The following is a 12,137-nucleotide window of genomic DNA, read 5'->3' as shown; positions in this document are numbered from 1 at the left end:
AAAGACGCGGCGAACCGCCGGCACGCGGCTTCCCTGATCTATGGCCGACCGATCTGACCACCTGTTAGCGTGCGCGAAATGGAAGATCTGGGACCGATAGCCTGGCCGCCCGAGCCGATCAGGACCGAGAGGCTCGTGCTCCGTGAGCCCGAGGCCCGCGACCGTGCGGCGTTCATCGAACTGCTCGCCTCGCCGCAGGTGAACACCTATCTCGGCGGTCCCCGTCAACGTGACGTGCTCGAGCGCGAGACGCCCGAGGTGCCCGAGCGGTGGCCCGGGAGTTTCGTCGTCGATCTCGACGGGTCGATGATCGGCCAGATCCTGCTCAGGAGGGCAACGGGACACCGTCGCCCGGCTGCCGCGGGGAAGGCCGATCTCGGCTACCTCTTCCTGCCGCGGGCGTGGGGATTCGGTTACGCCGCCGAGGCGTGTGCGGCGGCACTCGACTGGCTCGGCGGCACGCTCCCCGGCGAGCCGGTGGTGCTCACCACCCAGAGCGCCAACGTCGGCTCGATGCGTCTGGCGGCGAAGCTGGGGTTCACCGAGGTGGAGCGGTTCGAGGCCTGGGGCAGCGAGCAATGGCTCGGCATGCGGCCCCCGGTCACGCCGTCCGGCTGAGTCCGCGGCGGAACCGCCGGTCAGTACCGGCCCGCCCATGCGCGAGCGGACGGCGACCGCCACTCGCCCGCGCGCATGCCGTGCCGGCCTTGAGTCTCCCGTAGGGGGAGACGCGAAGGTGGGGGCATGGACGGCGACACGCTCTACTCGATCGGTGAACTGGCTCGGCGGACCGGTCTGACGGTCAAGGCCATCAGGTTCTACTCCGATCGCGGGATCGTGGCGCCGACGGACCGCAGCCCGGCCGGCTACCGCCGCTACGACATCGACGCCGTCGCGCGCCTGGACCTGGTGCGGACCCTGCGGAACCTGGGGCTGGACCTGCCCACGATCCGCAGGGTCGTGGACCGGGAGCTCACCCTTCCCGAGGTCGCTGCCACGCACGCCGAAGCCCTGGCCGTGCAGATCGGCGTCCTGCGCCTGCGGCATGCGGTGCTGACGGCGGTGGCCGAACGCGGACTCACCGCAGAGGAGACGGATCTCATGCACAAGCTGGCCCAGCTCTCCGAGGACGAACGCCGACGTCTGATCGAGGACTTCCTCGACTCCGCCTTCGGCGGCCTCGGCGCCGGCTCCGCGTTCGCGGGGATCAGGCGCTCCATGACACCCGAAACACCCGGCAACGCCGATACCGAGCAGGTCCGGGCATGGGTGGAGTGGGCCGAACTCGCCCTGGACCCGGACTTCCGCGCCGGCATGCGGCGGACGGCCGAGGACCACGCGGCCGAGCAGGCACACGGCGGCATCACGGTCCCGCGCCGCGACTTCGCCGCGGCCGTCCGTGACCAGGTCGGCGCCGCCCTCGCAGCGGGCATCGAGCCGGCCTCGCACCAGGCCGATCCGATCGTCGCGACGCTCGCGGCCCACTACGCCCACATCCTCGGCCGCCCCGACGACACCGAGCTGCGCCGCTTGCTGCTGGCGCGTCTGGAGAGCGGGAGCGACCCGCGCAGGGACCGGTACTTCCAGCTGCTCGCAGTGATCAACGGCTGGCCCACCCCGCAGAACCTGACACCGGCGTTCGCCTGGTCCGCCCAAGCCGTCCGTGCCCGAATGGAGCCGTAGTGGGCCAGCATCACCGACGCGGGCGCGGAGCCCCGCCGCCATCCGACCGACCGGTGAACGACTTGCCGCCACACGACCGATCGGTGAACGACTTGCCGCCACACGACCGACCGGTGAACGACATCGTCACCCTGCACGCGGGCGCGACGCCATCCGCTCCCGCCCTCGTCCTTCGCCCCTGGTGCGCAGGGGACGTCGCCGCACTCGTCGAAGTGTTCCGGGACCAGACACTGCGCCGCTGGACCAGTTCGGCCGTGGAGAACGAGGCCGATGCGATGCGGTGGGTGCAGAACCAGGAGCGGGGCTGGGCAGCGGGGAACCGCTTCGGCTTCGCGGTACTCGAAATACAGCCCGACTCAGCCCAGCAGCAGTTGGCGGGCCACGTAGTCCTCAAGGAAGGGGTCCCCGGTAGACCCTCGGCCGAGGTGGGCTACTGGACCGCGGGACATGCCCGCGGACGGGGTGTGGCGCCCCGCGCCCTGGAGGCTCTCACCGGCTGGGCCTTCCACACCCGGGGAGCCGACGAGCTGGAACATCTGGAACTCCTGCACCAAGTGGACAACCCGGCCTCCTGCCGCGTGGCACACAAGAGCCGATACCACCTCGACACAGTCCTGCCCCCGGCGCCGCCCGCGTTTCCCCGCGAGGGGCATCTGCATGTTCGGCGCAGGACTACTTGAGATCCACGTTGAGTCCAGGAACGGGGCCGCTCACCTGCGTTCGGATCGCCCTGGCCTGTTCCCTCGCTGCTTCGGCCTCGGCGCGTGCCTGCCGCCGATCGGCCTCGTGCAACAGGTTGCCAGCGAGGCTGTCCAGCACCGCCGCCATCTGATCGCGCCAGTCGGCGTACGCCGCCCAGTCCTCTTCGTCCGGCCTCAACGACCGTACCCGGCGCAGCTCGTTGAGAGCTGACTTCAACGCGGGAGGTATCGAGCTTGCCAAAACGCCTTCTCACATCAACGAGGAGATGCAGGTTACCGGCTGGCCCGTCAGCTCGGGAGGGTGAGTGATCTACGAACGCTGCCTGTGCGAGCCGGCTGACCTGCTGCCCGATGCCGGGGGTGCCCGGGAGCAGGCGTCCGGTGGGGCGAGGCCATCCCTTACAGTTCGCTCACTCGCCAAACGCCTACCTCGGCGACAGGCCTCCTCCTTTGAGAGAACTCATGCGCAAACTCGCCATCGGTGCCGCTTCGTCCGGCGCGCTGGCACTCATGGCCCTCACCGTTCCGATCGCTCACGCGGACACGGTGGTGGGGGACACCCAGGTTTCGAACGAGGTGGTGAACGGTGGCAAGGACGTCGCCGTCGGCACCACGAACAAGGTGACCTTCAACGTCACGTTCACGGCCTCCGACCCGGCCGGCATAACCTCCGGGCAGACGTACCTCTACCACGGCACATGGAGCGACCCCGACGCCTTCTGGACCCAGGACTCGCCCAGCGAAACCACGTGCACGACGGGGACGACGGTCACCTGCACGTCGAGGTACACAATCGTCCCCGAGTACGACCTCCACTACAACGCCTTCGCGGGAACCTGGCACTTCGGCGCGTACGCGAAGGCCAAGGACGGCGACTCGGCGAAGCGGACGAATCTCGGCACCTTCCACGTGCAGCGCTACTCCAAGCTCACGGTCAACGCCTCGCCGGAGCCGGTCACCAAGGGCCGGACGATCACCGTCACGGGCAAGCTGAGCAGGGCGAACTGGGAGGACCACCTGTATCACGGCTACGCCGGACAGCCGGTGAAGCTGCAGTTCCGCAAGGCCGGCAGCAGCACGTACGGCACCGTCAAGACGGTGAACACGGACGGCAGCGGCAACGCGAGGACCACGGTCACGGCCTCCGCCGACGGCTACTGGCGCTACTACTTCCCGGGCACGAGCACCACACCCGCCGCCAAGGCTGCGGGCGACTTCGTCGACGTGAAGTGACGAGGGCTCTCGCCCGCGATCTCCAAGCATGATGGCGCGCTGCTGTGAAGCAGCGACAGGTGAGGTACCTACCGACACTGGTAGGTACCTCACCTAGCGTTTCGGGAGACGGTGGATGAGCCGAGCCCGTCACGCGCGAGCCCGTCACGCGCGGGATCGTCTCGGACGGCCCACGGACGGCCCGGAAGCCGTTGTTTTCCCAGGTCTACGGCTGGCTGCCAGCTCGGCGGCCCTGCGGCAGCGGGTCATGTTCCAACGGGCACTTGTCGTCTCGCAGATGCAAGCGGCCGAGGTCTTGTAGGGCGGAGACGGGAAATGGGTGCTGCATCCACTTCTTCCGGTACCCCTCCTCCCCGTGCTGTAGCCAGATGGCCTGTGCCGCTTCCATCACTGCATGCCCAAGCGCGCTGCGAGGCTGGGTGGAGCTCCAACAGTGCTCGCCCTCGTCGTCGGGCAGATCGAAGCTCGTGAACATGTCAGGGAACCGATAGATCAGGATCTCGACGTCCGGGCCTTGGTTGCGAAGAACCCATCGCACCTCGGACGGTTCCAGGTCGAAGGAGAACCGTTGGGGCGAGCTGGGTCCGTATAGGCCTGCCACGCCGTGCAGTAGGTCAGCGAGAGCGTCCGTGCAGTAGCTGACGTGATGCTTTCGCTCTGAAGATCCGTCCGCGATGCGGCACGTTGCCCAACCGGCTCCGCTCAGTTCCCAACTGAACTGGAGATCACTCGGCATCTGATTCCCTCCCGTGATCGTCTACGGAGACGGTACAGCCGACCGCCCCGGCCACGACGTGTTCTGACCTCGTGCTCTGTGCGCCTGCCCGGAGGAGCGAAGCGACGACGGGTGCTTGAACCAGTGGAGAAGGTGCTTGCTTCGGCTTGGCTGCGCGTCTGACAGGAAGATCGCTCTGGCAGGATGCCGGCATGGGGAACACACGCGCGTGGCCCGTGCTGCGAACCACGGACCTGTACAAGGCGTTGGGACTCGCGGAGAAGCTGCTGTCGCTCGCGTCCTGGTACAGGCCGAGCGGCTGCTATCTGGACGCCTGGGCGCGCGATGACGACGTGTTGCGGCGTCTGACCGAGGCTCGCCCTGGAGCGAAGGTCGAGTGGTACGGGGAGGGCCGCACCACCTTGCCCGCGAGTGTGTGCCTGAACGTGTCGGACGCCGAACAGGCAGGTGAGGCCCTGAAGACCTGGGCCGGCATAGCCAGGTGCTACGTCCTGTGGCACGACCTGAAGTGGCCGGCGGTGCCGGAGCTGGGACTGGCGGAGGAGTACAAGTACGCCGAGTTGCAGGTCGCGTGCAACAGCCACGACATCCACTGTGACGAGTGGACGGCCGACCACACCGTTTTCATCCATGCACGGCCCGGCCATGACGAGCGGGCCGCGTGGCTCGCGGCACAGGTCGACGCCCAGGTCATCGGGCCCCCCGAGTTCGGCTGGTAGCTTCACGGGGCCATCTCAAGCCGGAAGTGCACCTTCACGCACGGGCCGTCGGGATTCGTCATGCTGCCAGGATGCACGCGTCGAACGGGGCCGCCTGGAGGGGGCCTCCTTCAACGGCGACCTCTTCGTCCCGAAGCAACTGGGACGGGTGTGCTGTCTTGGGCTGCTGCCCGTCTCACCTGTGCCGATGGTCCACGGACGTTCGCGCCCGTCCGCCGATGTCCGTCAGCGTTGTCACGCAGTTAGACACTCAGTTGGTGCCGCTCTTCCTGCTTCGTAGCGGACAGCAAGGCGTCCAAAGCCGCTCGGGCCTCGGCGATGCGGAGGCGCCACTCCTCGCCTCGCAGGGCAGCGGTGTCCCACTCGACCACCGCTTCGGCGCCAGTCATGCAGTAGCCGTAGACCTGGTGGGCCACCTGGTCGGTGAGGAGTTCGTCGTAGTGGAACGCCCCCTCGAAAGCTGCCCAGGCTGCTGATCGCGTATCTGCGCAGAGACGCTGAAGTACTGCTCGCGTGTACTCGCGCAGATCGAGCGAGACGTCATCGAAGCCGATGTCGTAGGACACCAGACCGAGCCGCTCGATGGCTTGCTCGCGTCTGTGCCGCTTCACCGCGCCCGCCGCCTGCCGTGGCTCGGGAGGGTTGCGGGCGCAGGCAGTCAGAGGCGCCGACCGGACGTCGCGGAAACCGCTGTGCCCCGCAGTTCACGCAGGCCGTCGGCCCGCGGGGCTGGAGCGGGAGCACGCGGCGTGCCGTGGCCCCGTTACGTCAGGGTCTGGTGCTCACGACGACGCTGTTGGCCGCCTTGTCGTGCAGACACTGCTGGAACGGCTTGTCCCAGAGGCACCACAGCACGTTGATCAGCCCCAGGAACGGCACGAATCCCATCACGAAGCTGGTGAACCAGCGCAACCACGCGCGTCCGAAGGAGAGGTTCTGACCGTTATCGAGCCGGACGACACGCAATCCGCAGATTCGCTTCCCGTAGGTGGCACCGGACTTCCAGTTCATGACCGGTTCGTAGCAGAGCAGGACCAGGCCGATCCCGACATACCCGATCACCCCTGCAACCATCCCGATGACGTCGTTGTCCACCGTCAGGTTTTGGATCAAGACGATTAGGCCGGCCACGAGTAGCAGCGCCAGCACCATGAACACCGCGTCCAGAAACCGGCCGGCGAGCCGTGCGCCTTGGTTGCCGAGGGCCCCGGGAGGCGGGCCCACCACAGGGGGCGCGGAGGGCGGAGGGTACATCGGCTGCCAGTATCCGTAGGGCTGCTGCTGCGGGGACTGGTACATACTCATGTGCGGTCCAGAGGTCGTCAGAGGATTGGTGAGGTGCGGCTGTGACACGAACCGTCTGCGATCCGAAGGGCAACCGCAACGAGTCACAGTGACTGGAGGGTTGCGGAGTCATGCTCCGCGCGTCAACGCCCCAGGCCCTCTTCGCCGTTCCGCCGATCTCGTCAACGCGTTGGCCCCCGCTGACGATGAGTCCACTCACCGGATGACAATGCGCTGCCGTCACCAATTGCCCCGCCACTACAGCAGCGGCTGGCTTCGATGACACCGGCGGCCATCCAGCGTCCCCTGCCTGCCTGCCTGCCTGCCTGCCTGCGGCTCGGCGGGACGTGAGGGCCACCGCCGGGCAGCGGGTACGCGGCCCAATACCGCCGCGTCGAACGCGCCGGATCGCCAATACCTCGCCGCGGCACACCCACTCACGCTGCGCCGGCGGCCACATGACGAATCAGAGAGCACTTGATGTGACCAGGTCAACCTGCTGGGATCCAGGCCAGAGAGCCGGCAGTCAGAGAACCCGCACCATCTGCTTCCACAGACGTGGTCCGCGAGACGACCGTACGTCTCTACGTTGTGCCCTTCCTCGGCTCCAAGCGGCTCGACCGGCTGACCGTCCAGGACATGCGGGGCTGGCTGAACAAGCTCGCCCTCGTCGGAGATCCGGCGGGCGCTCCGGAAGCTCGGGAAGGCGCTGGGCGGCAGCAAGCAGAAGGACGGTAAGAAGAAGGGCAAGCGCAAGCAGGAAGCGCGGCCGGACGAGGACGGCCGGCAAGCGCCATAGAGGTTGCTGTACTCCGCTGCTGTACAAACGCTCAGAGGCCCATTCACGATCACGTGAATGGGCCTCTGACCTGTGTCGGGGTGGCGGGATTTGAACCCACGACCTCTTCGTCCCGAATGAGGATCGGTTAATGATCTTTCCTGCCTGGATTGCGTTTGCGCAGGTCAGGCGGGTGGTCCCGGTTGGTCTCGGGTGGTGTGGAGGGGGTATCGGGAGCAGGGCGGCTCCCAGATGGCTCCCAAGGGTGCTGCTGCCTGGATGGTGCTGGAGAGTCAGCCCTGCGATCCGAAGGCAATCCACCGGCCCACCAGTGCCAGGAAGTCGAGTCGGCCACTCCATTCGCCGTCCGCTGCCTGGCGTCGGAGACTGCCGATGTGGTCCGGACGAAGTACGCGATGGCATCGCGGGTGCTCACCAGCGTGGGTGCGGGCGCTGGAGGGGCGCGGGCCGGGTCAGACCTTCTTGACGACGATCGTGTCCGGGACCAGCTTCTCCAGGTCGTCGACGTCCGAGGTGAAGACGGTGACCTGTCCCCTCTGCTGTCGCGCGATGACGGCGAGCACGGCGTCGATCGCGTACTTGTGGCCGTGCAACTTGGCGTCGGCCAGGAGGCGACGCGCCTGGCGGGCCTCGTCCTTCCCGATGTCGACGACCTGGAGCCGGGACAGTACCCAGTCCCAGCGCTGCTCGGTCGTTCTGCCGTCGTACGCCTCGACCAGTGTCATCGGGGACGTCACCACTTCGGCCTCCCCGCGTGCCGCGAGGTCGAGCCAGGCGATCATCTTCCGGTCGCCGCGTACCGCAAGGGACAGGGCTTCACAGTCCAGTACGAAGACGCGGAGGGATCGCTGTCCGTGCTCGGCGGCTCGCTTCTTCACGCAGCCTCTCCGGCGTTGTGCTTTCCGGCGGTTCGACGCCGCTCGTGTTCGGCGTCGAGTTCGTCCAGCTCGACGAGCGCTGCCGCATGCTCGTCCTCGGTGATGGGGCCGTGCTCTTCCTGCAGCCAGTCGACCAGTTCCAGGAGCCGGTCCCGGTCACGCTTGAAGCGCAGCGCTTCGGCGACATACGCCGACAGGCCCCGCTCTGCCGCGTCCGCGCGGATCTCGTCCAGGAGATCCTCGGGAATCGTCACGGTTACCTTCTTCGTCGCCATACAAGAGACCATACTCCCGGTATCGCACTCCTTACCAGCGGGTCACGTGATAGGCGCTCGGCGATCAGGCGGCCGGGGCGGGGCGTGGTCTGCCGTGGAAGACCTGGCTGGTGTGCCAGGAGCGGTGGACCGCCGCGACGGGACTGGCACCCGGTTGAGGTCCGATGAGCGGGCGGCCGGCGAGCGCTATGACGTGCTCGCGGGCGGCGGGGCTGTGGCCGACGAAGCGCTGCGAGACCAGGATGCGGTGACTGTCACCGATGCCGAGGACGCCCTTGTCGAAGAGCTTGTGGTGCAGCGAGCACAGGCACAGGCCGTTGTCGACGTCGTCAGGGCCGTCGAACGCCCACCAGCGCACATGCGCGGCCTCCAGCCCGACCGGCACCGCGCCGATCCTGCCGTCGTAGCCGCAGAAGGCGCACTGGTACTCGTATGCCGTCAGGACCTGCTCCCGCATCCGGGGATCCCGCCGCCCGCGCACGGCCGAGAACTGTTCGCTCTCCGTCGGCTCCAGTTCCAGGCCGACGGCTTCGCAGAGATCGCCGTGGAGCGAGGGAGGGAAGTTCAGGTCGAGCAGGACCCGTGCCATCCGGCCGAGCAACGACGGCTCGCGCCGCAGCGCCGTCCGTAGTTCCGGCGTCAGCCGCCCTGCGGCTCCGATCTCCCGCAGCTCCCGCACGCCACTGCCGGGGCTGCCCGGTCCGCGATCGGTGCGCACCTCCCACACGCCATCGCTCACTAGATGGTGGAACGGGTAGGCGGGCGTCGTTCTGTTGGGCGGACCGTACTCGGCCAGTAGCCGTCTGAGGTCGTCCTCCACCGCGCTGTACCGCAGTTCACCGTCGGCGTCCCGCTGGAAACGCCCGAGCGCGTACAGGAACAGCAGCGGCTTGTGCGGAGCGCGGGTCCCGCTTCTGCTCCACTGCCTCAGCTTCGCGGCACGCTCCAGCCAGTCCATGACCGGCGATCGTAGTGGCGTTGGGGTGCGGTGGTTTCGAGGGGGCATGGGGAGCGGGTCGACTCCCAGATGGCGCCCGGACATCGTGGGGTCACTGGCTTCGTGCGACGGTTGCCCGTTGCGGCCTAACGAGTCGTGCCGAGGCGACTGCGACGGTTCTCAACCAGGCGCCGCCATCGTTCGCGAGTCTGTCGTTCTCCGTCGATCCACCGTGCTCGCGCGGTGTGCTCGGGGAACGGAAGGCCGGCCATGAAGTGCGCGATCTCGACGTAGTAGGCGTAGTCGCCGCTCTGCGTGAGTTCGCGCAGACGGGTGGTCGCGGTGGTGAGGTCGTCCTGGTTGTCGAGGACGGCGTGGTGGAAGCACAGGGCCAGTTGCAGTTTCGCCGCGGCGTAGGAAATGCCGGAGACGCCGATTTCGGCGAGCAGGACGGCCGCCCGGTCGGGCAGGTCTGCGTCGAACCCGGCGTCGCGTACGAGTGCGGCGATGCGAGCGGTCATCTCGCTGGAGCGCAGGCTGAGGCGCGACAGCAGCCGGTCCGCCAGGTCGAGTTCATCGTCGGCGCGGAGCGGGTCGGCGAAGGAGACGGCGAAGGCGAGATGCGCCTGGACCATGGCGGTCTCGCCGGCCGCACCGTGTTCTTCGGCCTCGCTCCTGGCTGCCAGGTAGGCGGCGGTCGCCCGCTCCATGTCTCCCTGCACCCACCACACGTCTCCCAGGACCCGATGGTGCCGTCCTTCCCAGCCCAGCCTCCCAGCGGCTTCCACCGCCGCAGGGAAATCTCCGGACAGTCGGCTCAGGTGTGCCAGGCCCCGTCGAGCGGCGGAAGCGAGCCGACCGTCGGCGGAGGCGACACGCTGCATGCCGCGCCGCGAATCATGGGTCAGGCCGAGGTCCCGCTGGGCCTTCGCCAGGTAGTACGTGGCCAGTTCGACCAGGTCATCCGGGAGCAGTTGCGATGCAAGGACGGCGGAGAGTCGACCGGCTGTGCGTTCACGGTGTTCGTGCTGGCGCCTGGCGATGGCGCTGAGTGTTTCCACCAGGGCGTCCGCCGCGGTCTGCAGGCCGTCCGACGACCTGGCATCGGCTGCGGGAAGTGCCAGCGGTTCCCAGACGGAGTCCCCTACGTACTGGAATGCGGCATCGGCGAGCCAGCCGAGATCGAGACGGAAGTCCCGTGCAAGGAGCAGCCCTTGCTGGAGACAGCCGACCAGCACGGCGCGGTCACGTCGCAGGTCCTGGCGCCACTGCGATTCCAGGGCACCGAAGGCGCGCTGGGCCGCGCGCTGCCAGTCCTGCTCAGACCAGCGGTCGTCACTGCCGTCGTCCGCGTTGCGAATAGCGGCGCGGATCAGGTCGTGGACATGGAAGGGCCACACACCGGAGGGGGACTCCCGGATGAAGGGGCGCTCGGTCAAGCGTAGGGCGGGCGCGTCGTGGTTCATGCCGGCGACCTGGGTGGCCAGAGGAACAGAGAACGCGTCGAGCAGGCTGACCGAGCGGAGTACGTCGCGTTCCTCGGCGGTCAGGTCGCTGAGGGTACGGGCGATCAGTGCGGGGAAGTCGTGGTCGAAGTCGGTGACCTGTGGCTGCGTGCCGCCGCGTCGAAGTTCCAGGTAACGCATGACCGACAGGTCCAGGTACAGGGGCAGCCCGTGGGAGCGCTCGGCGATGATCCGGCGGACCGGTTCGTCGATCAGCGGCTGCCCGTCGCGGCTGAGCCTGCGGGCCAGATAGTCCTGGCAGTCTTCAGGGGAGAAGTCGCCGATCAGGATCTGGCGGCCGGATACACCTGACCCGCTATTTGCTGCGTCGGAGACGAGGCTGGGCCAAGTGTTCGGCCCGGTCCAGTCGAGTTGCCCTTCCAGGCTCGTCTCCGCCCACTGAAGGCGGTTGCGTCCGGTGACGACGAAGAACACGTTGGGCATCAGCCACACGATGCGCTGGAGCAGGCGCTCGAAGTCGCGGTGGGTGCGGTCGCCGGTGTCCTCGAAGGTGTCCAGCAGGATCACCGGTAGCGCGCTCTTGTCGGCCGGGAGTTGGGCCAGGTCCCAGGCAAGCAGGTGCGGGTAGAAGCTGAGGGCTTCCAGGTCGGGCTCGGCTTCCAGGAGGTCGGCCAGACGGGAGCAGCCGGCGAGGGCGCGTACGGACTGGCGCCGCTCGCGTAACGCCTTGATGAGCGCGCCGGCCCCATGGCCGAGTGCGCCCCCGACGGTGCCGGGCAGGAGCAGCGCCTGGGCCACGTCGCTGAGGGCTGACTGCATCTGCTGCGGCAGGGCGGCAGCGGCGCTGAAGCGGCTCAGCAGCCCGCCCCGGCGCAGGTAGTCCTCGATCGGTTCGCCCGGGTGGTTGTGCTCCCAGTAGCGGCGCAGGGCGAGGTCGAAGGCGGGCATCGGCCGGCCGAGCGCGGCGACGGCAAGTCGGATGGTGAGGATGACGCGTTCGAAGTCCATGCCCGCAGCGCGCGCGAGGTCGATGCGGACCGGCAGCGTCCGCTCCTCGGGGTGGGACGGCGATTCCCATTGCGCGGGACGGTGCTCGCTGCTGGCGAGCGACGCCTCGATCTTGCGGGAGAGCGTGGACTTGCCGATACCTCCCACACCGTGGAACACCAGGATGTTGCGGCGGGGAGCCTCCAGGTCCTCCACGTCGAAGTCCGCACGGGTCATGTGCCGTATGTGCTCAGCGAGGCCGGCGGTCACCGCTTGCCACTGTGCCTGCCGGTTCGTGAACGCCTCACTGGCGGCGATGCTCCGGTCGTTCGAGCTGAACAGCGTTCGAAGGTCCCGCCCTGCCACCGCTCCCCCTGACGATCAACTGGAGCTAATCTATGCTCCCTTGAGGGCAGCCTGGCAAGCCCGCATTCAGGCA

The 12,137-nt window shown here is 68.0% G+C and carries 13 protein-coding genes; 6 read left to right on the top strand and 7 right to left on the bottom strand.

Annotation, left to right across the window (positions count from 1 at the left end; genetic code table 11):
- Positions 1-78: 78 nt before the first annotated feature.
- The 3 genes from AB0924_RS00805 to AB0924_RS00795 all read left to right on the top strand — a co-directional run bounded on the left by AB0924_RS00805 (position 79) and on the right by AB0924_RS00795 (position 2,363).
- A complete protein-coding gene (locus AB0924_RS00805) occupies positions 79-618 on the top strand; it encodes a GNAT family protein (protein ID WP_366910345.1) in 540 nt (179 codons plus the stop codon).
- 126 nt (positions 619-744) lie between these two features.
- Entirely contained in the window at positions 745-1,683 is a 939-nt protein-coding gene (locus AB0924_RS00800; RefSeq protein WP_366910344.1) for a MerR family transcriptional regulator, read from the top strand.
- 113 nt (positions 1,684-1,796) lie between these two features.
- Positions 1,797-2,363 carry a GNAT family N-acetyltransferase gene (locus AB0924_RS00795; protein WP_358932985.1) on the top strand — a complete coding sequence of 189 codons (567 nt, stop codon included), beginning with the start codon at positions 1,797-1,799 and terminating at the stop codon, positions 2,361-2,363.
- Here AB0924_RS00795 and AB0924_RS00790 read toward each other — a convergent pair.
- Complete coding sequence (locus tag AB0924_RS00790; RefSeq protein WP_358932983.1) at positions 2,356-2,601, bottom strand: hypothetical protein; 246 nt, start codon at positions 2,599-2,601, stop codon at positions 2,356-2,358. The two genes, AB0924_RS00795 and AB0924_RS00790, sit on opposite strands and share 8 nt — an antisense overlap.
- A gap of 245 nt (positions 2,602-2,846) precedes the next feature.
- Between AB0924_RS00790 and AB0924_RS00785 the strand changes: the two genes are divergently transcribed.
- Together AB0924_RS00785 and AB0924_RS00780 are read left to right on the top strand one after the other, a co-directional pair.
- Entirely contained in the window at positions 2,847-3,617 is a 771-nt protein-coding gene (locus AB0924_RS00785) for a calcium-binding protein (RefSeq protein ID WP_358932981.1), read from the top strand.
- A gap of 927 nt (positions 3,618-4,544) precedes the next feature.
- Positions 4,545-5,072 carry a hypothetical protein gene (locus tag AB0924_RS00780; protein ID WP_366910343.1) on the top strand — a complete coding sequence of 176 codons (528 nt, stop codon included), beginning with the start codon at positions 4,545-4,547 and terminating at the stop codon, positions 5,070-5,072.
- Between the two features lie 242 nt (positions 5,073-5,314).
- Here AB0924_RS00780 and AB0924_RS00775 read toward each other — a convergent pair whose 3' ends face one another.
- Both AB0924_RS00775 and AB0924_RS00770 read right to left on the bottom strand, forming a co-directional pair.
- A complete protein-coding gene (locus tag AB0924_RS00775; protein WP_366910342.1) occupies positions 5,315-5,683 on the bottom strand; it encodes a hypothetical protein in 369 nt (122 codons plus the stop codon).
- A 157-nt stretch (positions 5,684-5,840) separates the two neighbouring features.
- Positions 5,841-6,377: an RDD family protein gene (locus AB0924_RS00770; protein WP_366910341.1), complete on the bottom strand. Its 537-nt coding sequence runs from the start codon at positions 6,375-6,377 to the stop codon at positions 5,841-5,843.
- A 537-nt stretch (positions 6,378-6,914) separates the two neighbouring features.
- On the opposite strand from AB0924_RS00770, the gene AB0924_RS00765 reads away from it, so the two are divergent.
- Positions 6,915-7,094, top strand: coding sequence for a hypothetical protein (locus AB0924_RS00765; RefSeq protein WP_366910340.1), 180 nt, complete (start codon positions 6,915-6,917; stop codon positions 7,092-7,094).
- Positions 7,095-7,607: 513 nt separating this feature from the next.
- On the opposite strand, the gene AB0924_RS00760 is transcribed toward AB0924_RS00765, so the two are convergent.
- From AB0924_RS00760 to AB0924_RS00745, 4 genes are all read right to left on the bottom strand, one after another.
- Positions 7,608-8,033: a PIN domain-containing protein gene (locus AB0924_RS00760; RefSeq protein WP_366910338.1), complete on the bottom strand. Its 426-nt coding sequence runs from the start codon at positions 8,031-8,033 to the stop codon at positions 7,608-7,610.
- Complete coding sequence (locus AB0924_RS00755) at positions 8,030-8,308, bottom strand: CopG family transcriptional regulator (protein WP_039657654.1); 279 nt, start codon at positions 8,306-8,308, stop codon at positions 8,030-8,032. Before AB0924_RS00755 ends, AB0924_RS00760 begins: the two co-directional genes overlap by 4 nt.
- A gap of 64 nt (positions 8,309-8,372) precedes the next feature.
- Complete coding sequence (locus AB0924_RS00750) at positions 8,373-9,266, bottom strand: phosphorothioated DNA-binding restriction endonuclease (protein WP_366910337.1); 894 nt, start codon at positions 9,264-9,266, stop codon at positions 8,373-8,375.
- A gap of 125 nt (positions 9,267-9,391) precedes the next feature.
- Positions 9,392-11,935: an ATP/GTP-binding protein gene (locus AB0924_RS00745; protein WP_366910336.1), complete on the bottom strand. Its 2,544-nt coding sequence runs from the start codon at positions 11,933-11,935 to the stop codon at positions 9,392-9,394.
- Between the last annotated feature and the right edge of the window lie 202 nt (positions 11,936-12,137).

The sequence above is a fragment of the Streptomyces sp. NPDC047869 genome, from assembly GCF_040704065.1.
GTDB lineage: Bacteria > Actinomycetota > Actinomycetes > Streptomycetales > Streptomycetaceae > Streptomyces.
The sequence above is the reverse complement of the archived record's forward strand: the minus strand, read 5'-3'. Positions and strand labels throughout refer to the sequence as shown.

Excerpts from the sequence above, each read along its gene's own strand:
- AB0924_RS00800 (WP_366910344.1), top strand. The coding sequence starts at position 745 with ATGGACGGCGACACGCTCTACTCGATCGGTGAACTGGCTCGGCGGACC.
- AB0924_RS00780 (WP_366910343.1), top strand. The coding sequence starts at position 4,545 with ATGGGGAACACACGCGCGTGGCCCGTGCTGCGAACCACGGACCTGTAC.
- AB0924_RS00770 (WP_366910341.1), bottom strand. The coding sequence starts at position 6,377 with ATGAGTATGTACCAGTCCCCGCAGCAGCAGCCCTACGGATACTGGCAG.
- AB0924_RS00785 (WP_358932981.1), top strand. The coding sequence starts at position 2,847 with ATGCGCAAACTCGCCATCGGTGCCGCTTCGTCCGGCGCGCTGGCACTC.
- AB0924_RS00750 (WP_366910337.1), bottom strand. The coding sequence starts at position 9,266 with ATGGACTGGCTGGAGCGTGCCGCGAAGCTGAGGCAGTGGAGCAGAAGC.
- AB0924_RS00745 (WP_366910336.1), bottom strand. The coding sequence starts at position 11,935 with ATGACCCGTGCGGACTTCGACGTGGAGGACCTGGAGGCTCCCCGCCGC.
- AB0924_RS00805 (WP_366910345.1), top strand. The coding sequence starts at position 79 with ATGGAAGATCTGGGACCGATAGCCTGGCCGCCCGAGCCGATCAGGACC.
- AB0924_RS00755 (WP_039657654.1), bottom strand. The coding sequence starts at position 8,308 with ATGGCGACGAAGAAGGTAACCGTGACGATTCCCGAGGATCTCCTGGAC.